The sequence below is a fragment of the Micromonospora sp. DT201 genome, from assembly GCF_049841575.1.
Lineage (GTDB): Bacteria > Actinomycetota > Actinomycetes > Mycobacteriales > Micromonosporaceae > Micromonospora.
In genome coordinates this window covers 33,876-57,279 of the sequence record NZ_JBNCKP010000029.1, presented here as the reverse complement: position 1 = coordinate 57,279, position 23,404 = coordinate 33,876, and the positions used below count along the sequence as shown (strand labels likewise).

At 70.1% G+C, this 23,404-nt stretch carries 22 protein-coding genes; 15 read left to right on the top strand and 7 right to left on the bottom strand.

Annotation, left to right across the window (positions count from 1 at the left end; translation table 11 throughout):
• The first annotated feature begins 3 nt into the window (after nt 1-3).
• From gap to ACLQ28_RS31300, 5 genes are all read left to right on the top strand, one after another.
• Nucleotides 4-1,008, top strand: coding sequence for a type I glyceraldehyde-3-phosphate dehydrogenase (gene gap, locus ACLQ28_RS31320; RefSeq protein ID WP_124853956.1), 1,005 nt, complete (start codon nt 4-6; stop codon nt 1,006-1,008).
• Complete coding sequence (locus ACLQ28_RS31315; RefSeq protein WP_425689865.1) at nt 1,005-2,204, top strand: phosphoglycerate kinase; 1,200 nt, start codon at nt 1,005-1,007, stop codon at nt 2,202-2,204. The genes gap and ACLQ28_RS31315 overlap by 4 nt, the downstream gene beginning before the upstream one ends.
• Nucleotides 2,205-2,996 (top strand): triose-phosphate isomerase, encoded by a 792-nt coding sequence (gene tpiA, locus ACLQ28_RS31310; RefSeq protein WP_425689864.1) that lies wholly within the window; start codon nt 2,205-2,207, stop codon nt 2,994-2,996.
• A gap of 96 nt (nt 2,997-3,092) precedes the next feature.
• Entirely contained in the window at nt 3,093-3,353 is a 261-nt protein-coding gene (secG, locus tag ACLQ28_RS31305; RefSeq protein WP_110563949.1) for a preprotein translocase subunit SecG, read from the top strand.
• Between the two features lie 141 nt (nt 3,354-3,494).
• A complete protein-coding gene (locus ACLQ28_RS31300) occupies nt 3,495-3,836 on the top strand; it encodes an RNA polymerase-binding protein RbpA (RefSeq protein WP_425689863.1) in 342 nt (113 codons plus the stop codon).
• A 13-nt stretch (nt 3,837-3,849) separates the two neighbouring features.
• Here ACLQ28_RS31300 and pgl read toward each other — a convergent pair whose 3' ends face one another.
• The 6 genes from pgl to tkt form a co-directional block, all read right to left on the bottom strand.
• Complete coding sequence (pgl, locus tag ACLQ28_RS31295; protein ID WP_425689862.1) at nt 3,850-4,620, bottom strand: 6-phosphogluconolactonase; 771 nt, start codon at nt 4,618-4,620, stop codon at nt 3,850-3,852.
• A gap of 153 nt (nt 4,621-4,773) precedes the next feature.
• A complete protein-coding gene (locus ACLQ28_RS31290) occupies nt 4,774-5,790 on the bottom strand; it encodes a glucose-6-phosphate dehydrogenase assembly protein OpcA (protein WP_425689861.1) in 1,017 nt (338 codons plus the stop codon).
• A 43-nt stretch (nt 5,791-5,833) separates the two neighbouring features.
• Nucleotides 5,834-7,348, bottom strand: a complete 1,515-nt coding sequence (zwf, locus tag ACLQ28_RS31285) for a glucose-6-phosphate dehydrogenase (protein WP_357310918.1) — start codon at nt 7,346-7,348, stop codon at nt 5,834-5,836.
• Between the two features lie 99 nt (nt 7,349-7,447).
• A complete protein-coding gene (locus ACLQ28_RS31280; RefSeq protein ID WP_425689860.1) occupies nt 7,448-9,097 on the bottom strand; it encodes a glucose-6-phosphate isomerase in 1,650 nt (549 codons plus the stop codon).
• Between the two features lie 67 nt (nt 9,098-9,164).
• Nucleotides 9,165-10,343: a transaldolase gene (tal, locus tag ACLQ28_RS31275; protein ID WP_425689859.1), complete on the bottom strand. Its 1,179-nt coding sequence runs from the start codon at nt 10,341-10,343 to the stop codon at nt 9,165-9,167.
• Between the two features lie 15 nt (nt 10,344-10,358).
• Complete coding sequence (tkt, locus tag ACLQ28_RS31270; protein WP_425689858.1) at nt 10,359-12,497, bottom strand: transketolase; 2,139 nt, start codon at nt 12,495-12,497, stop codon at nt 10,359-10,361.
• Between the two features lie 266 nt (nt 12,498-12,763).
• Between tkt and ACLQ28_RS31265 the strand changes: the two genes are divergently transcribed.
• From ACLQ28_RS31265 to ACLQ28_RS31255, 3 genes are all read left to right on the top strand, one after another.
• Nucleotides 12,764-13,717 (top strand): heme o synthase, encoded by a 954-nt coding sequence (locus ACLQ28_RS31265; protein WP_425689857.1) that lies wholly within the window; start codon nt 12,764-12,766, stop codon nt 13,715-13,717.
• Between the two features lie 412 nt (nt 13,718-14,129).
• Nucleotides 14,130-14,465: a hypothetical protein gene (locus tag ACLQ28_RS31260; RefSeq protein WP_425689856.1), complete on the top strand. Its 336-nt coding sequence runs from the start codon at nt 14,130-14,132 to the stop codon at nt 14,463-14,465.
• 13 nt (nt 14,466-14,478) lie between these two features.
• Nucleotides 14,479-15,399 carry an ATP-grasp domain-containing protein gene (locus ACLQ28_RS31255; protein ID WP_425689855.1) on the top strand — a complete coding sequence of 307 codons (921 nt, stop codon included), beginning with the start codon at nt 14,479-14,481 and terminating at the stop codon, nt 15,397-15,399.
• Between the two features lie 495 nt (nt 15,400-15,894).
• Here ACLQ28_RS31255 and ACLQ28_RS31250 read toward each other — a convergent pair whose 3' ends face one another.
• Nucleotides 15,895-16,860 carry a COX15/CtaA family protein gene (locus ACLQ28_RS31250; RefSeq protein ID WP_425689854.1) on the bottom strand — a complete coding sequence of 322 codons (966 nt, stop codon included), beginning with the start codon at nt 16,858-16,860 and terminating at the stop codon, nt 15,895-15,897.
• Between the two features lie 98 nt (nt 16,861-16,958).
• Here ACLQ28_RS31250 and ACLQ28_RS31245 point away from each other — a divergent pair, with 98 nt between their 5' ends.
• Genes ACLQ28_RS31245 through sufU form a run of 7 tightly spaced genes read left to right on the top strand, consistent with a single transcriptional unit; the run spans nt 16,959 to nt 23,338 of the window.
• Nucleotides 16,959-17,759 (top strand): helix-turn-helix transcriptional regulator, encoded by an 801-nt coding sequence (locus ACLQ28_RS31245; protein WP_425689853.1) that lies wholly within the window; start codon nt 16,959-16,961, stop codon nt 17,757-17,759.
• A complete protein-coding gene (gene sufB / locus ACLQ28_RS31240) occupies nt 17,756-19,186 on the top strand; it encodes a Fe-S cluster assembly protein SufB (RefSeq protein WP_425689852.1) in 1,431 nt (476 codons plus the stop codon). The genes ACLQ28_RS31245 and sufB overlap by 4 nt, the downstream gene beginning before the upstream one ends.
• A gap of 58 nt (nt 19,187-19,244) precedes the next feature.
• Nucleotides 19,245-20,441 carry a Fe-S cluster assembly protein SufD gene (sufD, locus tag ACLQ28_RS31235; RefSeq protein WP_425689851.1) on the top strand — a complete coding sequence of 399 codons (1,197 nt, stop codon included), beginning with the start codon at nt 19,245-19,247 and terminating at the stop codon, nt 20,439-20,441.
• Nucleotides 20,441-20,767: a non-heme iron oxygenase ferredoxin subunit gene (locus ACLQ28_RS31230; protein ID WP_425689850.1), complete on the top strand. Its 327-nt coding sequence runs from the start codon at nt 20,441-20,443 to the stop codon at nt 20,765-20,767. The genes sufD and ACLQ28_RS31230 overlap by 1 nt, the downstream gene beginning before the upstream one ends.
• Nucleotides 20,767-21,540, top strand: a complete 774-nt coding sequence (sufC, locus tag ACLQ28_RS31225; protein WP_425689849.1) for a Fe-S cluster assembly ATPase SufC — start codon at nt 20,767-20,769, stop codon at nt 21,538-21,540. Before ACLQ28_RS31230 ends, sufC begins: the two co-directional genes overlap by 1 nt.
• A gap of 20 nt (nt 21,541-21,560) precedes the next feature.
• Nucleotides 21,561-22,865, top strand: a complete 1,305-nt coding sequence (locus tag ACLQ28_RS31220) for a cysteine desulfurase (RefSeq protein WP_425689848.1) — start codon at nt 21,561-21,563, stop codon at nt 22,863-22,865.
• Nucleotides 22,865-23,338, top strand: a complete 474-nt coding sequence (gene sufU, locus ACLQ28_RS31215) for a Fe-S cluster assembly sulfur transfer protein SufU (protein WP_425689847.1) — start codon at nt 22,865-22,867, stop codon at nt 23,336-23,338. Before ACLQ28_RS31220 ends, sufU begins: the two co-directional genes overlap by 1 nt.
• Nucleotides 23,339-23,404: the final 66 nt, after the last annotated feature.

Here is a 23,404-nt window from a genome sequence, read left to right as displayed (position 1 = left end):
CCTGTGACCATCCGGGTTGGCATCAACGGCTTTGGCCGAATTGGCCGTAACTTCTTCCGGGCAGTGCTGGCGTCTGACGCCGACATCGAGGTCGTGGCGGTGAACGACCTGACCGACAACGCCACGCTCGCCCACCTGCTCAAGTACGACAGCATCCTGGGTCGCCTGCCGTACGAGGTCAAGGCCACCGCCGACGAGATCACCGTCGGTGGCAAGACCATCAAGGCGTACGCCGAGAAGGACCCGTCGAAGCTGCCGTGGGGCGAGGTCGGCGCCGACGTCGTCATCGAGTCGACCGGCTTCTTCACCGACGCCACCAAGGCGAAGGCGCACGTCGACGGCGGGGCCAAGAAGGTCATCATCTCCGCCCCGGCGAAGAACGAGGACGTCACCGTCGTCATGGGTGTCAACCACGACACCTACGACCCGGCGAAGCACACCATCATCTCCAACGCTTCGTGCACCACCAACTGCCTCGCCCCGATGGCGAAGGTCCTGCACGACACGTTCGGCATCCAGCACGGTCTGATGACGACGATCCACGCGTACACCCAGGACCAGAACCTCCAGGACGCGCCGCACTCGGATCTGCGTCGTGCCCGGGCCGCCGCGCTGAACATCGTCCCGACCTCCACCGGTGCCGCCAAGGCGATCGGTCTGGTCCTGCCGGACCTCAAGGGCAAGCTCGACGGGTACGCCCTGCGGGTGCCGATCCCGACCGGCTCGGTCACCGACCTCACCGTCAACGTGGGTCGTGAGACCACCGTGGACGAGGTCAACGCCGCGCTGAAGGCCGCTGCGGACGGCCCGCTCAAGGGCATCCTGGTCTACAACGAGGACCCGATCGTCTCCACCGACATCGTCACGGACCCGGCGTCGTGCATCTTCGACGCGCCGCTGACCAAGGTCGTTGGCAACCAGGTCAAGGTCGTCGGCTGGTACGACAACGAGTGGGGCTACTCCAACCGTCTCGTCGACCTCGTCAAGCTGGTCGGTAGCTCGCTGTGAGCATCCGGACCCTCGACGACCTGCTCGCCGAGGGGGTGTCGGGTCGGCGCGTGCTGGTGCGCGCCGACCTGAACGTCCCGCTCGACAAGCAGACCGGTGCCATCAGCGACGACGGCCGCATCCGCGCGGTGCTGCCGACCCTCGGCGCGCTTGTCGAGGCTGGCGCGAAGGTTGTCGTCTGTTCGCACCTGGGCCGCCCGAAGGGTGCACCGGATCCGCAGTTCAGCCTCCGTCCGGTCGCCGGGCGGCTCGGTGAGCTGCTCGGTGCGCCGGTGCACTTCGCCACCGACACCGTCGGGGATTCCGCCCGTTCCACAGTCGCGGACCTGGCCGACGGCCAGGTCGCCCTGCTGGAGAACCTGCGCTTCAACGCGGGTGAGACCAGCAAGGACGAGGCCGAGCGGGGTGCCTTCGCCGACCAGCTCGCCGCGTTCGGCGACGCGTACGTGGACGACGCGTTCGGTGCCGTGCACCGCAAGCACGCCAGCGTCTTCGACGTGCCGGCCCGGCTGCCGCACGTCGCGGGCCGACTGGTGCTGCGTGAGGTCGAGGTGCTCTCGAAGCTCACCGGTGAGCCGGAGCGGCCGTACGTGGTGGTGCTCGGTGGGTCGAAGGTGTCCGACAAGCTTGCCGTGATCGAGGCGCTGCTGCCCACGGTCGATCGGCTGCTCATCGGTGGCGGGATGTGCTTCACCTTCCTCAAGGCTCAGGGCCTGGAGGTGGGCACCTCGCTGCTGGAGAAGGACATGGTCGAGACCTGCCGCAACCTGCTGGAGCGGTCCGGCGGCAAGATCCTGCTCCCGGTCGACGTGGTGGTCGCGGACGCGTTCGCCCCGGATGCCGCGCACGACACGGTCCGCGTCGACGGCATCCCGAGCCACCGGCTCGGCCTGGACGTCGGCCCGGAGACGGTGGCCGGCTTCACCGCCGCACTGTCCCAGGCGAAGACGATCTTCTGGAACGGCCCAATGGGCGTGTTCGAGATGCCGGCCTTCGCGGCTGGCACCCGGGGAATCGCCGAGGCCATCACCAAGGCCGACGCGTTCAGCGTCGTCGGTGGCGGCGACTCGGCGGCGGCGGTCCGTGCCCTCGGGCTGGACGAGTCGTCCTTCGGGCACATCTCCACCGGCGGTGGCGCCTCCCTGGAATACCTCGAGGGCAAGGCCCTCCCCGGCATCGCAGCCCTGGAGAACTGAATGGCGAGCACCACCCGTCGGCCGTTGATGGCCGGCAACTGGAAGATGAACCTCAACCACCTCGAGGCCAACCTGCTGGTGCAGAAGCTGGCGGCGAGCCTCACCGAGAAGCAGCTCACCGACGTCGAGACGGTCGTGCTGCCGCCCTTCACCGACCTGCGCACCGTGCAGACCGCTGTGGACGGGGACAAGCTGCTCATCGGCTACGGCGGGCAGGACCTCTCCGCGCACGCGTCTGGCGCGTACACCGGGGAGATCTCCGGTCCGCTGCTGGCCAAGCTCGGCTGCACCTACGTGGTGGTCGGGCACTCCGAGCGGCGGGCCTACCACCACGAGGACGACGCCCTGGTCAACGCCAAGGTGAAGGCGGCGCTGACGCACGGCCTGACGCCGATCCTCTGCGTGGGCGAGGGCTTGGACGTGCGCGAGCAGGGCACCCACGTGGCGCACTGCGCCGACCAGCTCGACGGGGGCCTCGCCGGGCTCACCTCCGAGCAGGTGCGGCAGGTCGTGATCGCGTACGAGCCGGTCTGGGCGATCGGCACGGGCAAGACCGCGACGCCGGAGGATGCCCAGGAGGTCTGCGGGGCGGTCCGTCAGCGACTGGCGGAACGCTTCGGCCAGGACACCGCCGACCAGGTCCGGGTCCTCTACGGCGGCTCGGTCAAGGCGTCCAACATCGCCTCGATCATGGCCCAGCCGGACGTGGACGGGGGCCTGGTGGGGGGCGCCAGCCTGGACGCTGAGGAATTCGCTCAGATCTGCCGGTTCCCGGAGCACCTCGCCCGCTGATCGCTCGGTATCCTTGACACCGCCCGTCCGCCGGTCGGTGCCGCCGTGCCCGATCAGACCGGGCGAGGATCGCTACGAGAGGAACTGACCCCAGCCATGCCGATCTGGTTCGCATACACGTTGATCGTGTTGCTGGTCATCACGAGCATTCTGCTCACCATGCTGATCTTGCTGCACCGTGGCAAGGGTGGCGGTTTGTCGAGCATGTTCGGCGGTGGCGTCAGCTCCAGCCTCGCCGGCTCCTCGGTCGCGGAGAAAAACCTGGACCGCTACACCGTTCTGGTGAGCGTCGTCTGGTTCGCCGCCATCGTCGGGCTCGGGCTCTGGCTCCGCCTCCAGATGAACAGCGGCTCCTGAGCTAGCTCGTCAAGTCGTACAATCTGCGCGCGGTCCGTCACTCGACGGGCCGCGCGCAGGCTTTTCTCCGCTGCACCGCGTCGCCCGCCGGCCACCCCTGAAAAGACGGCGGGTCCCCTCCGACGACAGGAGCGAGCAGCCGTGCCCAGTGGCAATGTCATCCGCGGCGCCCGAGTCGGGTCCGCACCCATGCGCCCCGACGAGCGGCACCAACCCGCCCCCCGACAGGACGTCACCTACTGGTGCCGCAACGACCACCGGATCAACATCCGGATCGCCGCGGACGCCGAGGCGCCGGCCCTGTGGGACTGCCCCCGGTGCGGCCTACCCGCCGGCCGGGACGCGCAGAACCCGCCAGGCCGGGTCCGCGCCGAACCGTACAAGAGCCACCTGGCGTACGTGAAGGAGCGGCGTACCGCTGAGGAGGGCGAGGCATTGCTGGCCGAGGCCCTCGCCGCGCTACGCCGCCGCCGAGGCGAGTAGACGAGCCCCGCCGTCAGCGCAGGCTGCGGAGACGGGCGGGAACGTCGGCTGCCGCCGCCCGGTCCAACAGCCAGCGGGTACGGCCGACGCCGTGCACCCCTGCGGCAGGCAACTGCACCGGCCCCGCGCCGGCCAACGCCATACCTACCGCGCGCGCCTTGTCGGCGCCCCCGGCCACCAACCAGATCTCCTCGGCGGTGTTGATCGCCGGCAGGGTGAGCGTGGTCCGCATCGGCGGCGGCTTGGGGCTGCCCCGCACGGCACTGACCGGCCGGGTCTCGTAGTGCACCGGGTGCTCGGGGAAGACCGAGGCCACGTGCCCGTCCTCGCCGACGCCCAGCATCAGCACGTCGAAGTGCGGCAGCGTGGCATGCCCGGGCCGGGCGGCGCGCGCCAACTCCTCGGCGTACGCGGCTGCCGCCGCCTCAGGGTCGTTGCCGGCCGGGCCGTCCGAGGCCGGCATCGGGTGCACCCGGGCCGGGTCCAGCGGCACCACGTCCAGCAGGGCGGCTCGGGCCTGCGTCTCGTTGCGCTCCGGGTCACCGGCGGGCAGGAACCGCTCGTCACCCCACCACACGTCGACGCGGGACCAGTCGACCGCGTCGCGGGCCGGCAGCGTCGCCACCGCCCGGTACACGGCCGCGGCGATCCGCCCACCGGTGAGCACCACCGAGGCCTCGCCCCGGTCAGCCTGGGCATCGAGCAGCTTCACCAGCAACCGGGCCGCCACGGCCTGCGCCAGCAGGTCGGCGTCGGCGTGGACGGCGACACTCGCCTCACTCATGGGTTGCGCCTTTGTCTCTCAGACCGCGGTGCGGTCGCTGTCGCGTCGGGCCCGGGCCGGTGTGGCCGAGGTGGCGGGGCGGATGCCCCGGAGTTGCGGGGGCAGGGCCTGGAATCAACCCGGCCCTGCCCCGAGGTCGTGCTCCGGCTGGGCTCAGCCCTCGCCGCTCGTGCCGGTGTGCGCGGCGACCCCGGCCTCGGCGCGCTGCGCGGTGGCCGGATCCTTCCAGACGTGCACCCGCTGCGGGGAACGCTGCTCCAGCCCACGCAGCCCGGCCGTCGCGCCCAGCGCCTCCGCGTACACCTGGTCGGCGTCCAGGCGCCGCAGTTCCTCGGCCAGTTCGTCACCGAGGGGTCGACGGACCAGCGGCAGGGCCCGGTCGTCCTGGCCCGTCCGCCGGAACACCGCCATGCTGTCCTCACGGGTCAGCGTCAGCTGGTCGCCGTTGGCGCAGCTCAACCGCACCTCCCGCATCCGGGGGAACTCGTCGGTGTCCACCCGGTGCGGGGTGATGCCGAGTCGGCTGGACAGCCAACCGACCATCAGCGTCGCCGTCGGGTCGGTGGGCGGCGCGACCACTGTCGCCTCGACAACCCGCTCGCTGGCGGTGTCGAACGCCCCGGCGACCAGGGTCCGCCACGGGGTGATCCGGGTCCACGCCAGGTCCGTGTCGCCCGGTGCGTAGTCGCGGGCACGCTGCCGCAGCGCCTCCACCGGGTCGGCGGCCTGCGCGGAGTCGGTGATCCTCCGGTCGGCGACCACCCCGAGGAAGTCGGTGGCGATCTCCGCCGGCGGCTCGCCGTGCCACCAGGTGACCACCGGCACGTCGGGGACGAGTAGCGGCATCACGACCGACTCGGCGTGCAGGGCCAGCCGACCGTACATCCGGGTGACCACCGCCTCGCCCGGACCGAGGCGGCCACCGACCACGATCTCCGCGTCCAGCCGGCTGCGGTCCCGCTCGATCTCGGAGCGAACCACCACCACCAGCCGGCACGGGTGGGCGGCGGCGGCGATCGTCGCCGCCGCCTCCGCCTCGCGGACCCGCTTCTCGTCGACCACCACGATCAGGGTGAGCGCCATGCCACTGGCCACCCCACCGGCGCTGCGCCGCTCGGCGGCGAGCGCCTTGACCACCTCGTTGCCGGTGGTGTCCCACAGCCCGATCACTGGAGCCTCCTGCTCTGCGTCATGGTGAGCTCGCTGCGCTCGCTCACGCGCGCCGCCAGGCGCGGCCCTCGCGGGCCAGCATCTCGTCGGAGGCCCGCGGCCCCCACTCTCCGGCCCGGTACGGCTCCGGCGTGGTGCCCGCCCAGGCGTGCTCCAGCGGGTCGATCACCTGCCAGCTCTGCTCGACCTCGGCCGCGTCCGGGAACAGGGTGCGGTCACCGATCAGCACGTCCAGCACCAGCCGCTCGTACGCCTCAGGACTGGACTCGGTGAACGCCTCGCCGTACTGGAAGTCCATCGCGATGTCGCGGACCTCCATCGTGGTGCCCGGCACCTTCGAACCGAACTTGAGCACCACGCCCTCGTCCGGCTGCACCCGGATGACCAGTTGGTTGTTGCCCAGCGACTCCATGTCGGCGTCGTTGAACGGCAGGTGCGGCGCCTTCTTGAACATGATGGCGACCTCGGTGACCCGCCGAGGCAGACGTTTGCCGGCCCGGATGTAGAACGGCACCTCCGCCCAGCGGCGGTTCTGGATGCCCAGCCGCACCGCCACGTACGTCTCCGTGGTGGAGTCGCTGGGCACGTCCCGCTCCTCCAGGTACCCGACCGCGCGTTCGCCACCGACCCAGCCGGGCAGGTACTGGCCGCGTACGGTGTCCCGGGCGACGTCCTTGGGCAGGGTGATGGCCTTGAGCACCTTCAGCTTCTCGGCCCGGATCTCGTCGGCGTCGAAGCTGGTCGGCTCCTCCATCGCCACCAGGGCGAGAAGTTGCAGGAGGTGGTTCTGCAGGACGTCGCGGGCGGTGCCGACCGTGTCGTAGAAGCCGGCGCGGGTGCCGATGCCGACATCCTCGGCCATGGTGATCTGCACCGAGTCGACGTACTTGGAGTTCCACAGCGGCTCGAACAGGTTGTTGGCGAACCGCAGGGCGAGGATGTTCTGAACCGTCTCCTTGCCCAGGTAGTGGTCGATCCGGAAGACGTCCTGCCGGGTGAACACGTCGTCGACGAGGTCGTTGAGCGCCTTCGCCGAGGGCAGGTCGTTACCGAACGGCTTCTCCACCACGACCCGGCGCCAACCGCCGGACTTCTCGTTGTCGGCCATCCCGGTGCGGGCCAGTTGCTTGAGCACGACGGGGAACGCGGCCGGTGGGATGGAGAAGTAGAACGCCGCGTTGCCCGTGATGCCGTGGGTCTGCCGCAGGTCGTCCAGCGTCGAGGCGAGCTGGTCGAACGCGGCGTCGTCGTCGAACGACCCACCAACGAACTTGATGTTGCCGGCCAGGCGTGCCCACACCTCGTCCCGCCAGGGGGTACGGGCGTGCTTGCGGGCCGCCTCGCAGGCAAGGGTCTCGAAATCGCCGTCACCCCAGTCGCGGCGCGCGAAACCGAGCACCACGAAGCCGGGCGGCAGCAGCCCCCGGTTCGCCAGGTCGTAGACGGCGGGGAGCAGCTTCTTACGGGCCAGGTCGCCGGTCACCCCGAAGATCACCAGAGCGCAGGGCTCCGGGATCCGGGGCAACCGGCGGTCCTGCGGGTCGCGTAGCGGATTCACCGAGTCACCTTCGGTTCGCGACTGCGGGGCTCGCAACCCCGGCTCACTCCTCGCGCTCACGGTGCCCCCTCGCTTCCGCTTCAGTCACGTCGTCCATCCTCACGCCCGCAGATCACCCACCGCGTCGAGCAGTTGGGCGACGCCGGAGGCACGGTCGGTCAGATGCAGCCGCAGCACCGGCCGCTTGCGGCCGGCGAGGGCCTGCCGGTCCCCGGCGGCCTGCGCCGCCTGCAACTCACCGAAGGTGTACGGCTTGCCCGGTACCTCCAGGTCCTCGGCGACCGCGCCGGTCACCTGGAGGTAGCTGCCCACCTGTGGGCCGCCCTTGTGGTACTGGCCCGTCGAATGCAGGAACCGCGGCCCCCAGCCGAAGGTCACCGGCCGTCCACCCGCCTGGGCCAGCAGCGGCCGCAGCCGGGCCGCGTCGGCGTCGGCGAACCGGTCGAGGTACGCCATCACCGCGAGGTAGCCGTCGTCGCCCAGCCCGTCGAGCAGCCAACGCAGCACCCCGGCCAGGTCTCCGGGAGCGCCCTGCGGGGCGTACACCTCGATCGCGCCCTCGGTGAACGACGGCGTCTCCGCCGGCAGACCCGAGGCCAGGATCTTGTTGGTGTTCTCCTTGGACTCGGTGACGTTCGGCTGGTTGAACGGGTCGATGCCGAGCACCACGCCGGCCACGGCGGTGGCGTACTCCCAGGCCAGGAACTGCGCGCCCAGCGGGCCGTTGACGGCCACGTCCGGGGTGGCGCCGCCACCCGGCACGTCACCGGCAGCGAGCGCGCCGCCGTAGCTGACGGTCAGCACGTCCGCACCGGTGGCGCCGGGGCTCTGCGGGGACTCCACGACCACCGGGAGGATGCCCACCCCGGCCTTGCCGGTCGACTCGGCGATCAGCTGCTCAGCCCAGTCGCCGAGGCCTTCGATGCCGGTGCCGTCGGACACCAGGGCGACCTTGTCCTGGGCCAGCGTCGCCGCGGCACCCAGGGCGGCGCCCAGCGCCAGCGCCGGATTGTTCCGGTCGCCGCCGAGCGACGCGGCCAGCGCGTCGGCCTGGTCGAGCAACTCCGCGACCTCGACCCCGGCCAACGCCGAGGGCACCAGGCCGAACGCGGTCAGCGCCGAGTACCGGCCGCCGACGTTCGGGTCGGCGAGCACGGTGAACGCGCCCATCTCGGTTGCGGTGGTCTCCAGTGGCGAGCCCGGGTCGGTGACGATGACGAAGTGCCGACCGGCCTCCGCCTCGGTCATCCCGGCGTCCAGGAACGCCTGCCAGTAGGCGCGTCGGTGGCTGTCGGTCTCCACCGTCGACCCGGACTTGCTGGCCACCACCACCACGGTGCGCTCCAGTCGGTCACCGAGCGCCGCACGGACCTGACCCGGGTCGGTGGTGTCCAGCACGGTCAGTGGACGACCCAGGGTCCGGGTGATCACCTCGGGGGCCAATGACGAGCCGCCCATGCCGGCGAGCACCACGTGGTCCAGATCGGCCAGCTCCGCGGTCAGCTCGGCCAGCTGCACCAGCAGCTCCCGGCTGCGCTGGTGGGTGTCCACCCAGCCGAGCCGGATCTTCGCCTCGGCTTCGGCGTCCGGACCCCACAGGCTCGCGTCCTTGCCCGCCAGCTTGCCCGGGACGCCGGCCTTGACCAGCGCCTCCCGGGCCGAGGCGGGCGCGGACTTGTCGACCGCGTCCGCGCCGTAGACGGCCAGCCCGGCGGCTGCCTCCACCGGCCCAGCGAGAAGATCACTCATGCCGTGACCTCGCTTCGCTCGGCGGCGGCACGAGGCTCCCGGACGCTGAGCTTGCTGATCTGCTCGCTCATGACTCACCACCGGTCTTCTCGGCGGCCTTGGCGTTGCCCTTGGCGGCCTTGTTCGGCGAGCCCTTGCCGGCACCCGCCGCCTGCAGCGACTTGCGGACGCCCTCAAGCAGCTCCTGCCAGCTGGCCTCGAACTTCTCCACGCCCTCGCGCTCCAGGGTGGCGATCGCGTCGTCCATGTCGACCCCGACCGACTCCAGGCCCGCGAAGACCTTGCGAGCAGCCTCGTAGGAGCCGGTGATGGTGTCGCCACGGGTCTCACCGTGATCGGCGTACGCGTGGATGACCGACTCCGGCATCGTGTTGACCGTGCCGGGGGCGATCAGCTCCTCGACGTAGATCACGTCGCGGTAGTCCGGGTTCTTCGTCGAGGTGGACGCCCACAGCGGCCGCTGCGGGTGCGCGCCCGCGTCGGCGAGCGCCTGCCAGCGGTCGGAGGAGAAGACCTGCGTGTAGCGCTCGTACGCGAGCTGGGCGTTGGCGATGGCTGCCTTGCCCTTGAGCGCCTTGGCCTGCTCGGAGCCGACCTTCTCCAGCCTTTTGTCGATCTCGGAGTCGACCCGGGAGATGAAGAACGACGCCACCGAGCCGATGGTGGACAGGTCGTGGCCGTTGGCCTTGGCCTGCTCCAGGCCGGCGAGGAACGCCTCCATCACGGCCGAGTAGCGGTCCAGACCGAAGATCAGCGTGACGTTGACGCTGATCCCCTCGGCCAGGGTCGCGGTGATCGCCGGGAGACCGGCCTCGGTTGCCGGGATCTTGATGTAGAGGTTGGGGCGGTCGACGAGCCACCACAGCGCCTTGGCCTCGGCCACCGTCCGGTCGCTCTTGTGCGCCAGGCGGGGGTCGACCTCGATGGAGACCCGACCGTCGATACCGGCGCTCGCGTCGTACGACGGGCGCATCACGTCGCAGGCCCACCGCACGTCGTACGTGGTGAGCATGCGCACCGACTCCTCGACCTCCACCCCGCGGATGGCGAGGTCGCGCAACTGCCAGTTGTACTCGTCGGCGTCGCTCAGCGCCTTCGCGAAGATCGTCGGGTTGGTGGTGACTCCGGCCACGTGCTTTTCGCGGCGGAGCTGGTCCAGCCCGCCGGAACTCAGTCGGACCCGGGAAAGATCGTCGAGCCAGACCGCCACGCCTGCGGCGGTCAGCTCATTCAGCTTGTCGGTCATGCCGTCCACGCTCCCTCAGTTGCCGGTCGTGAAACCGGTGATGTCGCCCACCCGGGCCAGCGAGGCGTGCGCCGCCGCAACGATCCGGTCGGGGGTGAACCCGAACTGCTCCAGGAGCACGGTGTACGGGGCACTCGCGCCGTAGTGCTCCAGGCTGACGCTCTCGCCGAGGTCGCCAACGACGCCGCGCCAGGACATCGCGATACCCGCTTCCACGCTCACCCGTGCCTTTACCCCACGCGGCAGCACTGACTCCCGGTACGCCTCATCCTGCTCGTAGAACCACTCCTGGCAGGGCATCGACACCACCCGGGTCGGGGTGCCGTTGGCCTCCAGCCGCTCCCGGGCGGTCAGGCAGAGCTGCACCTCGGAACCGGTGCCGACGATGATCACCTGCGGCTTGCCGTTGGACGCCTCGGCCAGCACGTAGCCGCCCTTGGTGACCCCCTCAGCGCTGCCCAGCACGTCGCGGTCCAGGGTCGGCAGCGCCTGACGGCTCAACGCCATGGCGGTCGGACGATCGGTGTGCTCCAGCGCCTGCCGCCACGCCCAGGCGGTCTCGTTGGCATCCGCCGGACGGACCACGTCCAGGCCCGGAATGGCGCGCAGCGCCGTCAGGTGCTCCACCGGCTGGTGGGTCGGGCCGTCCTCGCCGAGGCCGATCGAGTCGTGCGTCCACACGTAGGTGACCGGCAGCTTCATCAGCGCGGCCAATCGGACCGACGGGCGCATGTAGTCGCTGAACACCAGGAACGTGCCGCCGTACGGGCGGGTGCCGCCGTGCAGCGCGATGCCGTTGAGGATCGCGCCCATGCCGTGCTCACGGATGCCGAAGTGCAGCGTGCGGCCGTACTCGTGACCGGGGAAGTCCTTGGTGGCGTGCGCGGCCGGGATGAACGACGGCTCGCCCTTCATGGTGGTGTTGTTGCTCTCGGCCAGGTCGGCCGAACCGCCCCACAGCTCCGGCAGCACCGGTGCCAGAGCTTCCAGCACCTTGCCGGAGGCGGCGCGGGTGGCCACACCCTTGGCGTCGGCGGGGAAGACCGGCAGCGCGTCGGTCCAGCCGTTCGGCAGCACCCGGCCGGTCATCCGCTCGTAGAGCGCGGTGCGCTCCGGGTTGGCCTTCTTCCAGGCGTCGAACGAGGCGGTCCACGCCTGCTGCGCGTCGGAGCCGCGGCCCATCACCGTGCGGGCGTGGCCGAGCACGTCCTCGTCGACCTGGAAGGTCTGCTCCGGGTCGAAGTCGAGGATCCGCTTGGTGGCCTTCACCTCGTCGGCGCCGAGCGCCGAACCGTGGATCTTGCCGGTGTTCTTCTTGTTGGGCGCGGGCCAGCCGATGATGGTGCGCAGCGCGATGAAGGAGGGGCGCCCGGTCTCCGCCTTGGCGGCCAGCAGCGCGCCGTGCAGGGCCTCGACGTCCTCGTGGTAGTCGCCCTGGTCGGCGTCCCCGCTGCGCCAGTCGACGGTCTGCACGTGCCAGCCGTACGCCTCGTAACGGGCGGCCACGTCCTCGCTCTTGGCGATGCGGGTGTCGTCCTCGATCGAGATCTCGTTGTCGTCGTAGATCACCGTGAGGTTGCCCAGCTGCTGGTGCCCGGCGAGGGCGCTGACCTCGTGGCTGATGCCCTCCTCGATGTCGCCATCGGAGACGATGCACCAGATGTCGTGGTCGAAGACCGACGCGCCCGGCTCGGCCTCTGGGTCGAACAGGCCGCGCTCGCGGCGGGCCGCCATGGCCATGCCGACCGCGTTGCCCAGGCCCTGCCCGAGCGGGCCGGTGGTCGTCTCCACGCCCGGGGTGTGCCCGTGCTCGGGGTGACCCGGCGTCTGTGAACCCCACTGCCGCAGCGACTTCAGGTCGTCCAGGCTCAGCGGGTAGCCGGATAGGAACAGCTGGATGTAGAGAGTCAGGCTGGAGTGCCCGGCGGAGAGTACGAACCGGTCCCGGCCAGGCCAGTTCGGGTCGGCCGGGTTGTGCCGCATGACGCGGTTGAAAAGGAGATACGCCGCGGGCGCGAGGCTCATCGCGGTGCCCGGGTGGCCGTTGCCGGATTTCTCTACGGCGTCCATGGCCAGCACGCGGACGGTATCGACGGCCCGGCGATCGAGGTCGGACCAGTTCAGTGCGGAGTGCTCGGGTCGTTTGGCAGCCACGATGGTTGTGCTCCTCGGCAGATGGGCGGAACCCTCATTGGTGACCTTATCGAGCGTGCCTAAACGCGCGCCCAGGGATCTCTGCATGGTGTGCGCTACGTGACGATTCGAATGCCCGGTTCAACCCCGGTGGTGTGACGGCCCGCACCGTTGTCGGGTCGGCCGGGCAGCCAAAACGACGACGCGTAGTGTGTGGGTCGGTGTGCGGACCCAAGCGGGTCCGACCGATCCGATCTCCCCGTGCCGATGCCGGAAGGTGGCAATCCGTGAGCATGATCACCGAGCGCCCCGCGAGCAACCCGGCCGGGCAGCCCCCGGCACGGGCTGCCGAGGGTCCGGTGGCCCGGCGGGACGTACGCGCGGTCATTTCGGCGTACGTGGCGCTCACCAAGCCGCGGATCGTGGAACTGCTGCTGGTCACCACCATCCCGGCGATGATGCTCGCCGACGGAGGACTCCCGTCGCTGTGGCTGATGGCCATCGTGCTGATCGGTGGCTCGCTCGCCGCCGGCGCGGCCAGCGTGCTCAACTGCTACATCGACCGCGACATCGACCAGTTGATGCGGCGTACCAAGCGTCGACCGCTGCCGGCGCACACCGTGTCGCCGCGCAACGCCCTGGTCTTCGGTCTGGTGCTGGCGGCGATCTCGATCGTCCTGATGGCGGCGTTCACGAATCTGCTTGCCGCCGGGCTGACCCTTGCCGCGATCGTCTACTACGACGTCGTCTACACCCTGTGGCTCAAGCGCTCCACCCCGACGAACACCTTCTGGGGCGGCGCCTGCGGAGCGGCCCCGGTGCTGATCGGGTGGGCGGCGGTGACCGGCTCACTGGCGCCAGCCGCCTGGGGGCTCTTCGCGGTGGTCTTCTTCTGGCAGATGCCGCACTTCTACCCCCTCGCCATGAAGTACAAGGACGACTACGCCCGGGCCGGGATCCCGATGCTGCCGGTGGTGGCCTCCATCCGCCGGGTGAACGCCGAGATCCTGATCTTCGCGTGGCTCACCGTGCTCACCTCCCTGGCTGTGTGGCCGCTGGGGCTCAGCGCGATCTACGGGGTGCCGACCCTGGTGGTGGGTGCCATCTTCGTGGTGGAGGCGCACCGACTCTGCCGACGCGCGACGCGCGGCGAGGCGGTCAAGCCGATGCGGCTGTTCCACTGGTCGACGACGTACCTGACGATCGTGTTCGTGGCCGTCGCGCTCGACGCGCTGATCTGACCCGTTCCCGGTCTGCGGCTTGCGCCTGGTGGGCGCCGCGCGCGGTGGGCTTCGCGCGGTGGGCCTCGCGCGGTGGGCCTCGCGCGGTGGGCCTCGCGCGGTGGGCTTCGCGCGGTTGACAGTGCGGCGGGCTTCGCCCGGCGGCGACGGCGCCGGCGATGATCACCTGACTAATTACGGCCATGGATGAGTTGTCCGGGTTTAACGTCACATCAGAGTAACTTTCGGCATGAGTCGGATCGGCTCAACCTGCGACAGTTGAGCGTTGGTTTGTCGGGGCGCTTTGGGCGGAGAAGTCCGGATATATTCGGACAGCAAACCTGTGGTCATCCTTAAACCCTTAGGTAATTGGCATCACAAAAGGTTCATGGTTCTCGCCCGGGAGGGTGCAAGTCTGCTTAGGCTTCGCGTCATGGCAGATGGTTCCGATACGACGCTGACGGCCGAGCAGACCGCCGGCGAGCAGACGCCCCACGGCCTGGTTGCGGGCCTCAAGGCGTTCGCCGCCGGACACGGCGGCGCGAAGGCGGTCATCGAGTACGTCGGCAAGCGTGGCGCGCGAATCGTCCTCGTGGGCGCAGACGGTGAGTGGGGCGACCAGTTCGCCGACGACACCGTCACCGCACGGGAGGCGTGCGCCAAGGCGGGAGTCGCCGTCGAGAACGCCTGGGAGCGTGAACTGATGGACCAGATGCGCCCGAGCAACGACCTCTGGCGGTCGATGGCCCGGCGCACGATGGCCCGCTGAATAGGTAGCTGAATTGACCACCCACCACCAGTCGACCCGGGGGAAACCCCGGGTCGCTCTCGTCACCTGTGCCGACCTGGTCGATCTCGACCCCGATGACCGGCTCGTCCTCGCCCCGCTCGCCGCACGTGGCATCGCGGTCGAGACCGCGGTCTGGGACGACCCCGATATCGACTGGTCCTCCTACGACCTGGTCGTGCTCCGCTCACCCTGGGACTACGCGCTGCGCCGCAACGAGTTCGTCGCCTGGGCGGCAACCGTTGCGGCGCTGGTCAACCCGGCCGACGTGGTTCGCTGGAACACCGACAAGCGCTACCTCGCCGAGCTGAGCGCCACCGGGGTGCCGACCGTACCGACGTCGTGGGTCGAGCCGGGGGAGAGTTGGCTGCCACCCGCGGAGACCGGCGAGTACGTGCTCAAACCCGCGGTCAGCGCCGGCAGTCAGGACACCGGCCGGTACGACCTGGCCGACCCGGAACACCGGGACCTGGCCGCCGCCCACGTCCGCCGACTCTCCGACGCCGGCCGGGTGACCATGGTCCAGCCGTACCTGCGCGCCGTCGACACCGAGGGCGAGACGGCACTGCTCTTCCTCGCCGGCCCGGACGGGCTCACCTTCAGCCACGCGATCCGCAAGGGCCCGATGCTGACCGGGCCCGACTTCGGCCCGGACGGGCTCTACAAGGCCGAGGAGATCACCGCCCGTACCGCCCGACCCGAACAGCTGGCAGTGGCCGAGAAAACCCTCGCCGCGGTGCCCGGCGGCACACGGCAGCTGCTCTACGCCCGGGTCGACCTGATCCCCGGCCCGGACGGCGAGCCGGTGCTGGTCGAGCTGGAGCTGACCGAGCCGTCGCTGTTCATCGGGTACGCCGACGGAGCCCCCGACCGTCTCGCTGCCGCGATCGCCACCCACCTGGCCCGCCGTACCTGACCCGACCCGGGCGTCGTGCCGCGCCCTCGCGGCCTCCAAGATCCGCGCAACTTCGGTGAAGTTGGTGCCTCATTCCGTCAGGACCCAGCAAGTTCCCCGAAGTTGTTCGAATCCTAGGCCGGCCGGTCGGGCGGGCGGCCGGGCAGGCAGGCAGGCGGTTGGGCGGCCGGTCGGGCGGGCGGTCGCGACATTGCGTCGTCCGCAAGATCGCGCAAAATCCTGGCTGTAGTGGCCTCCGAGCGCTTCGTGACCACTACTTCCAGCATCGAGCACGATCTCGGTGGGCGCTAGCGCTCGAAGTTCCGCCTCGGCCAGCCGGGGGGAGCGCTCATGAGCAAGATCCGCACAACATCAGGGATGTTGCTGCCTCCCGCGCGCCGGAGGCAGCAACATCCCTGATGTTGTGTTTGATCCGGGCGCGGGGCGCGGGGCGCGGGGCGCGGGGCGCGGGGCGCGAGGCGCGAGGCGCGAGGCGCGAGGCGGGGTGGCGTGACGTCAGACGGTGACTGGGACCGGGGTGGCGTCGTCGGCCGGGGTGGCCTCGGGTGCCGGGGCGACGGGGCGGCGCTCGCGGGTCGACCATTGCACCGAGAGGGTGGCCAGCAGCACCAGGCAGGAGCCGAACATGTGCGCGCCGACCAGGAGCGCCGGCACATGGGTGAAGTACTGCACGAAGCCGATTACGCCCTGGCCCAGTTCCACGGCGACAAGGACGATCGCGGCACGGGTGGCCCGCTGCGCACCGACGGCGCGGAACGCGAAGATCAGCGCCACCGAGAGGCCGATCAGTAGGAAGACCCCGTCCGCGTGCACCTGCGAGATCGACTCTGGGTCCAGGCCGTTGCGGGCCGCGCCGTGGTCACCGGCGTGTGGGCCACTGCCGGTCACCCAGGTGCCGAAGACCAGCACCGCGAGGCCGACGCCGGTGGTGATCCGGGCCAGCGCGCGCAGCGGTGTGGGCACCACGGCCACGGTCGGGCCGTCGGGGTCGCCGATGCGCTGCCAGAGGGCGTACGCGGCGGCGATCACGGCCATCGAGGCGAGGAAGTGCAGCCCGACCACCCACGGGTTGAGGTTGGTGAGCACGGTGATGCCACCGATCACCGCCTGCGCGGGTATGCCGAGGAAGACCGCGACGGCCAGCGCCAGCAGCCCCGGTCGGCGCGGCCGGTGCGTCAGCACCGCCAGAACGGTGGCCAGTGCGATCAGGCCCACGGCGAAGCCCAGCATCCGGTTGCCGAATTCGATCACCCCGTGCACGCCCAACTCGGACGAGGTGACGTACGAATCGTCGGTGCACCGGGGCCAGGTGGGGCAACCGAGGCCCGAGGCGGTCAGGCGGACGGCCCCGCCGGTGACGACGACGCCCACGTTCGCGATGATCGAGGCGAGCGCGAGACGGCGCAGCAGGGTGCCGGAGACCGGACGGACGATTCGGTTCACGGCGCAAATCCTACGCACCGTAGTGATCGAGGTTCGTCCGACTCCGTCGGCCCGGTGGTTCGGATCACCGGGGCCTGGGTTTGCGACCCTCCGGGTAATTACGTAACGTTGGCGTTGTGAAAAACGCGGCGGCGCTCTCCGGGCACCAGCCGACGGCTGTCCCGGCCGTCGGTGCGTCCGCGTCTGCGCCGGTCGTGACCACGTCGGCGGCACCTGGTGGCGCCACGGCGGCCGAGATCTCCACCCGCGACCGGGTCACCCAGCTGCTGCTGGAGCGGGGGGCCACCACCGCCGCGCAGCTCGGCGTGGCCCTCGGGCTCAGCCCGGCGGCGATCCGCCGGCACCTGGACGCGATGCTCGCTGATGGTGACGTGTACGCCCGCGAGCAGACCGTGCAGAGCGGCCGCGGGCGGGGGCGCCCGGCCAAGGTGTTCATGCTGACCGAGGCCGGCCGGGTCCGCTGTGGCACCCATCACTACGACAACATGGCCACCGCCGCGCTGCGGTGGATCGCCCGCAGCGGCGGGTCGGACGCGGTCGAGGCGTTCGCCACCGAGCAGGTGTCCGCCCTGGAGTCGCGCTGTCGCGCGGCCATGGAGGACGCTGGCGACGACCCCCTCGCGCGAGCCGAGGCACTCGCCGCAGCGCTCACCGCCGAGGGCTACGCTGCCAATGCGACCACGATCGCCTCTGGCGGTCAGCTCTGCCAACATCATTGCCCGGTGGCGCATGTGGCCGCCGAGTTTCCCCAGCTGTGCGAGGCCGAGACCGCGGTGATCTCCCGTCTGGTCGGCACCCACGTGCAGCGCCTTGCCACCATCGCGCACGGCGACGGGGTGTGCACCACGCACATTCCGACCCAGCCGGGGCGTGCTCAATCCGGTAATCCCGTCACCACTGTGAGGACAGATAGATGACCGAGCAGATCGTCCAGCCCCAGACCCAGGAAGAGCAGCTTGCCGCCCTGGGTCGGTACGAGTACGGCTGGTCCGACCCGGACGCCGCCGGGGCGGTCGCCCAGCGCGGCATCAACGAGGCGGTGGTGCGGGACATCTCGGCCAAGAAGAACGAACCGGCGTGGATGCTCGACCTGCGGCTGAAGGGCCTGCGGCTGTTCGGCCGTAAGCCGATGCCGGCCTGGGGCGCGGACCTCAGCGGGATCGACTTCGACAACATCAAGTATTTCGTGCGGTCGACGGAGAAGCAGGCCACCAGCTGGGAGGACCTGCCCGAGGACATCAAGAACACCTACGACCGGCTGGGCATCCCGGAGGCGGAGAAGCAGCGACTGGTCGCCGGCGTCGCCGCGCAGTACGAGTCCGAGGTCGTCTACCACAAGATCCGCGAGGACCTTGAGGAGCAGGGTGTTCTCTTCCTGGACACCGACACGGCACTGCGCGAGCACGAGGACGTCTTCAAGGAGTACTTCGGCACGGTGATCCCGGTGGGCGACAACAAGTTCGCCGCACTGAACACCTCCGTGTGGTCCGGTGGCTCGTTCATCTACGTGCCGAAGGGTGTGCACGTGGAGATCCCGCTGCAGGCCTATTTCCGGATCAACACGGAGAACATGGGCCAGTTCGAGCGGACGCTGATCATCGTCGACGAGGGTGCGTACGTGCACTACGTCGAGGGCTGCACCGCGCCGCTCTACTCCTCCGACTCGCTGCACAGCGCGGTCGTGGAGATCATCGTGAAGAAGAACGCGCGCTGCCGCTACACGACCATCCAGAACTGGTCGAACAACGTCTACAACCTGGTCACCAAGCGCGCCGTCTGCCACGAGGGCGCGACCATGGAGTGGGTCGACGGCAACATCGGCTCCAAGGTGACCATGAAGTACCCGGCGGTCTACATGACCGGTGAGCACGCCAAGGGTGAGGTGCTCTCGGTGGCGATGGCCGGCGAGGGTCAGCACCAGGATGCCGGCGCCAAGATGGTGCACGCCGCGCCGCACACCTCCTCGACCATCGTGTCGAAGTCGATCGCCCGGGGCGGCGGCCGCACCTCGTACCGGGGTCTGGTGCAGGTGCTGGAGGGTTCGCACCACAGCCGCAGCACGGTCAAGTGCGACGCGCTGCTGGTCGACACCATCTCCCGCTCGGACACCTACCCGTACGTCGACATCCGCGAGGACGACGTGTCGATGGGGCACGAGGCGACCGTTTCCAAGATCAGTGACGACCAGCTCTTCTACCTGATGAGCCGGGGCCTGAGCGAGGACGAGGCGATGGCCATGATCGTGCGCGGCTTCATCGAGCCGATCGCCAAGGAGCTCCCGATGGAGTACGCCCTGGAGCTCAACCGCCTGATCGAGCTCCAGATGGAGGGTGCGGTCGGCTGACGCCGCCCGCCCCGACCGAGCACCTGACACCGTCGTCGCAGAACAGACCAAGGAAGAAATGACTACCCAGGCTTCCGCGCCGCCCAGCACCAAGTCGCAGGCGCTGCGCTCGTACGACGTCGCTGACTTCCCGGCCCTCACCGGCCTGGAGGAGGAGTGGCGCTTCACCCCGCTCAAGCGCCTGCGCGGCCTGGCCGGCGACGGCTCCAGGTCGCTGCGCGGCGCCAGCCGCGCCGAGCTGGAGTCGTCGGACGGGCCGCAGGCCGCCACCGGCACGGTCCGCCACGAGTACGGCGACCTGCCGGAGGGCGTGACGATCGGCCGGATCGGCATGGACGACGTGCGGGTGGGCAGTGTGCTCACCCCGGTCGACCGGGTGAGTGCGCTGGCCTACGGCGCGGCCGGCCAGGCGCTTCTGGTGCAGGTTGCCAGCGATGCCGTGGTGTCGGCGCCGGTGAGCCTGCGGGTTGTTGGCGACGGCGTCGAGGGCCTCGCCTTCGGGCACACCTTCGTCGAGGTGGGCCGGTTCGCCGAGGCGACCCTGGTGCTGGAGCACGTCGGCTCGGCGACCCTGGCGGACAACGTCGAGGTCTCGGTGGCCGACGGCGCGAAGCTCACCCTGGTCACCGTTGCCGACTGGGCGGCGGATGCGGTCCAGGCCCAGCACCTCAAGGTCAAGCTGGGTCGGGACGCCAAGGTGATCCACATCCAGGTCAGCCTCGGAGGCGACCTGGTCCGGCAGTACACCTCGGTGGAATACACCGGCCGGGGCGGCGAGGCCGAGCTGTACGGCGTCTACTTCGCCGACTCCGGCCAGCACCTGGAGCACCGGCAGTTGGTCGACCACACGGTCGCGGACTGCCGCAGCTACGTCGGCTACCGGGGCGCTCTGCAGGGCGCGGACGCGCACACCGTCTGGGTGGGTGACGTGCTGATCCGGGCCGAGGCGACCGGCACCGACACGTACGAGATCAACCGGAACCTGCTCCTCACCGAGGGTGCGCGGGCGGACTCCGTACCCAATCTGGAGATCGAGACCGGCGAGATCGCCGGTGCCGGTCACGCCAGCGCGACCGGCCGCTTCGACGACGAGCAGCTGTTCTACCTGATGGCGCGGGGTATCCCGGAGAGCGAGGCCCGCCGTCTGGTGGTCCGCGGCTTCTTCGCCGAGCTGATCAACAAGATTCCGGTGGAGTCGCTGCGCGAGCGCCTCGGCGACTCGATCGAGGCCCGGCTCGCCAAGGCCGGCGCCTGATGATCCGGATCTGCTCCACCGAGGATGTGCCGAAGGGCACCGCGATCAGCGCGGACGTCGACGGCACCCCGATCGCCCTGGTGCACGGCGAGGACGGCACCTTCTACGCCGCCTACGACGAGTGCTCGCACGCCTCGGTCGCCCTCTCCGAGGGTGAGGTCGACGGCTGCACGCTGGAGTGCTGGCTGCACGGCTCGCGCTTCGACCTGCGCACCGGCGAACCGAGCGGGCTGCCCGCCACCGAACCCGTTCCCGTCTATCCCGTCGAAGTCCGCGACGGCGACATCTACCTCAGCCTGACGCCGAGTAATGGAGTGACCCGATAATGAGCACCCTGGAGATCCGCGACCTGAAGGTGTCGGTCAAGCTGCCCGAGGGTGAGCTCAAGCCGATCCTGGCCGGCGTCGACCTGACCGTGAAGTCGGGCGAGACCCACGCGATCATGGGCCCGAACGGTTCCGGCAAGTCCACCCTGGCGTACTCGATCGCCGGTCACCCCAAGTACGAGATCACCGGCGGCACGGTGACGCTCGACGGCGAGGACGTGCTGGCCATGACGGTCGACGAGCGCGCCCGCGCCGGCCTCTTCCTGGCCATGCAGTACCCGGTCGAGGTGCCCGGCGTCTCGGTGGCCAACTTCCTGCGTACCGCGAAGACCGCCATCGACGGCGAGGCGCCGAAGTTGCGCACCTGGGGCGGCGAGCTGCGCAGCGCCATGGAGCGCCTGCAGATGGACCCGGCGTTCGCTCAGCGCAACGTCAACGAGGGCTTCTCCGGCGGTGAGAAGAAGCGGCACGAGATCGTCCAGTTGGAGCTGCTCAAGCCGAAGATCGCGATCCTCGACGAGACCGACTCCGGCCTCGACGTGGACGCGCTGCGCGTGGTCAGCGAGGGCGTCAACCGCGTCCGCGACACCGGTGACACCGGCGTGCTGCTGATCACCCACTACACCCGGATCCTGCGCTACATCAAGCCGGACTTCGTGCACGTCTTCGTGGCTGGCCGGATCGTCGAGCAGGGCGGCCCGGAGCTGGCCGACAAGCTCGAGGCCGAGGGCTACGAGCGGTACGCCGCCGGGGCCGGCACGGCCAAGGCCTGAGTGGGAGAGGCGCTGCCGAGATGACCAGCATCGTGATCCCTGCGGGGATGCCGCAGTACGACGACGTGCCGCGTTTCGACGTGGCCCGGGTGCGCGCCGACTTCCCGATCCTCGGTCGGGAGGTCAACGGGCACCCGCTGGTCTACCTCGACAGCGCCAACACCTCGCACAAACCGCGCCAGGTGCTCGACGTGCTCGACGAGCACTACGCGCGGCACAACGCCAACGTGTCGCGTTCGGTGCACACCCTGGGCACCGAGGCCACCGAGGCGTACGAGGGGGCGCGGGCGAAGATCGCCGCGTTCATCAACGCCCCTAGCACCGACGAGGTGGTGTTCACGAAGAACTCCACCGAGGCGATCAACATCGTGGCGTACGCGTTCTCCAACGCGTCCCTGCGCCCGGACGGCGACCCCCGGTTCCAGCTGGGCCCCGGCGACGAGGTGGTGATCTCCGAGATGGAGCACCACTCCAACATCGTCCCGTGGCAGCTGCTCTGCGAGCGGACCGGCGCGACCCTGCGCTGGTTCCCGGTCACCGATCAGGGCCGGCTGGACGAGTCGGGCCTGGACGACCTGGTCACCGAACGCACGAAGATCGTCTCGCTGGTGCACGTGTCGAACATCCTCGGCACGGTCAACGCCACCTCCCGCATCACCGCGCGGGTCCGTGAGGTGGGGGCGCTGCTGCTGCTGGACTGCTCGCAGTCGGTGCCGCACCTGCCGATCGACGTGGTCGACCTGGACGCCGACTACATCGTCTTCACCGGGCACAAGATGCTCGGCCCGACCGGCATCGGTGTGCTCTGGGGCCGAGGTGAGCTGCTGGCGGCCATGCCGCCGGTCTTCGGCGGCGGTTCGATGATCGAGACGGTCACCATGGCCCGGTCGACGTTCGCCGCACCACCGGCCCGGTTCGAGGCGGGCACCCCTCCGATCGCCGAGGCGGTCGCGCTCGGTGCGGCGGTCGACTACCTGACCGGCGTCGGGATGCAGGCGATCCAGTGGCACGAGAAGGAGCTGACGGCGTACGCGCTGGACGCCTTCGGCTCGGTGCCGGACCTGCGGATCTTCGGCCCGACCGTGCCAGTGGGCCGGGGCGGCACCATCTCGTTCGCGCTGGGTGACGTACACCCGCACGACGTGGGTCAGGTGCTCGACTCGCTCGGTGTGCAGGTGCGGGTGGGCCACCACTGTGCCAAGCCGGTGTGCAGCCGGTTCGGCGTCCCGGCCATGACCCGGGCCTCGTTCTACCTCTACACCACCACCGAGGAGATCGACGCTCTGGTGGCCGGTCTGGAGCAGGTGCGGAAGGTGTTCGACTGATGCAGCTCGACCAGCTCTACCAGGAGATCATCCTGGACCACTACAAGCGCCCACACGGGCGTGGCCTACGCGACGCCGACGACGCGAGCGACCGGGTTGCGGAAGCGCACCACGTCAACCCGACCTGCGGTGACGAGGTCACCGTCCGGGTGGCCACCGACGGCGACGTGCTGCACGACATCTCGTACGACGGAATGGGCTGCTCGATCAGCCAAGCCTCGGCGAGTGTGCTGCACGAGTTGCTGCGCGGTCGGGGCGCCGGGGAAGCATTCGAGGTGCACGAGGCGTTCGTGGAGTTGATGTCCGGACGTGGCCAGGTCACCCCGGACGAGGACGTGCTCGGTGACGGGGTGGCTTTCGCGGGTGTGGCCCGCTACCCCGCCCGGGTCAAGTGCGCGCTGCTGCCGTGGATGGCGTTCAAGGACGCCGCGGCACGCGCCGGTGTGGGCGTGAGCCCGGAGGTGAAGGCGTGACGGTGCGTCAGCGAGCCAATGACACCGTGGTGCCCGGTGGCATCACACAGCGATGCGGAGGGACGG

Coding starts and splice junctions, on each gene's coding strand:
- sufU (WP_425689847.1), top strand. CDS start 22,865: ATGCAGCTCGACCAGCTCTACCAGGAGATCATCCTGGACCACTACAAG.
- secG (WP_110563949.1), top strand. CDS start 3,093: ATGCCGATCTGGTTCGCATACACGTTGATCGTGTTGCTGGTCATCACG.
- sufD (WP_425689851.1), top strand. CDS start 19,245: ATGACTACCCAGGCTTCCGCGCCGCCCAGCACCAAGTCGCAGGCGCTG.
- sufB (WP_425689852.1), top strand. CDS start 17,756: ATGACCGAGCAGATCGTCCAGCCCCAGACCCAGGAAGAGCAGCTTGCC.
- tal (WP_425689859.1), bottom strand. CDS start 10,343: ATGACCGACAAGCTGAATGAGCTGACCGCCGCAGGCGTGGCGGTCTGG.
- ACLQ28_RS31220 (WP_425689848.1), top strand. CDS start 21,561: ATGACCAGCATCGTGATCCCTGCGGGGATGCCGCAGTACGACGACGTG.
- pgl (WP_425689862.1), bottom strand. CDS start 4,620: ATGAGTGAGGCGAGTGTCGCCGTCCACGCCGACGCCGACCTGCTGGCG.
- ACLQ28_RS31280 (WP_425689860.1), bottom strand. CDS start 9,097: ATGAGTGATCTTCTCGCTGGGCCGGTGGAGGCAGCCGCCGGGCTGGCC.
- sufC (WP_425689849.1), top strand. CDS start 20,767: ATGAGCACCCTGGAGATCCGCGACCTGAAGGTGTCGGTCAAGCTGCCC.
- ACLQ28_RS31260 (WP_425689856.1), top strand. CDS start 14,130: ATGGCAGATGGTTCCGATACGACGCTGACGGCCGAGCAGACCGCCGGC.
- ACLQ28_RS31230 (WP_425689850.1), top strand. CDS start 20,441: ATGATCCGGATCTGCTCCACCGAGGATGTGCCGAAGGGCACCGCGATC.
- tpiA (WP_425689864.1), top strand. CDS start 2,205: ATGGCGAGCACCACCCGTCGGCCGTTGATGGCCGGCAACTGGAAGATG.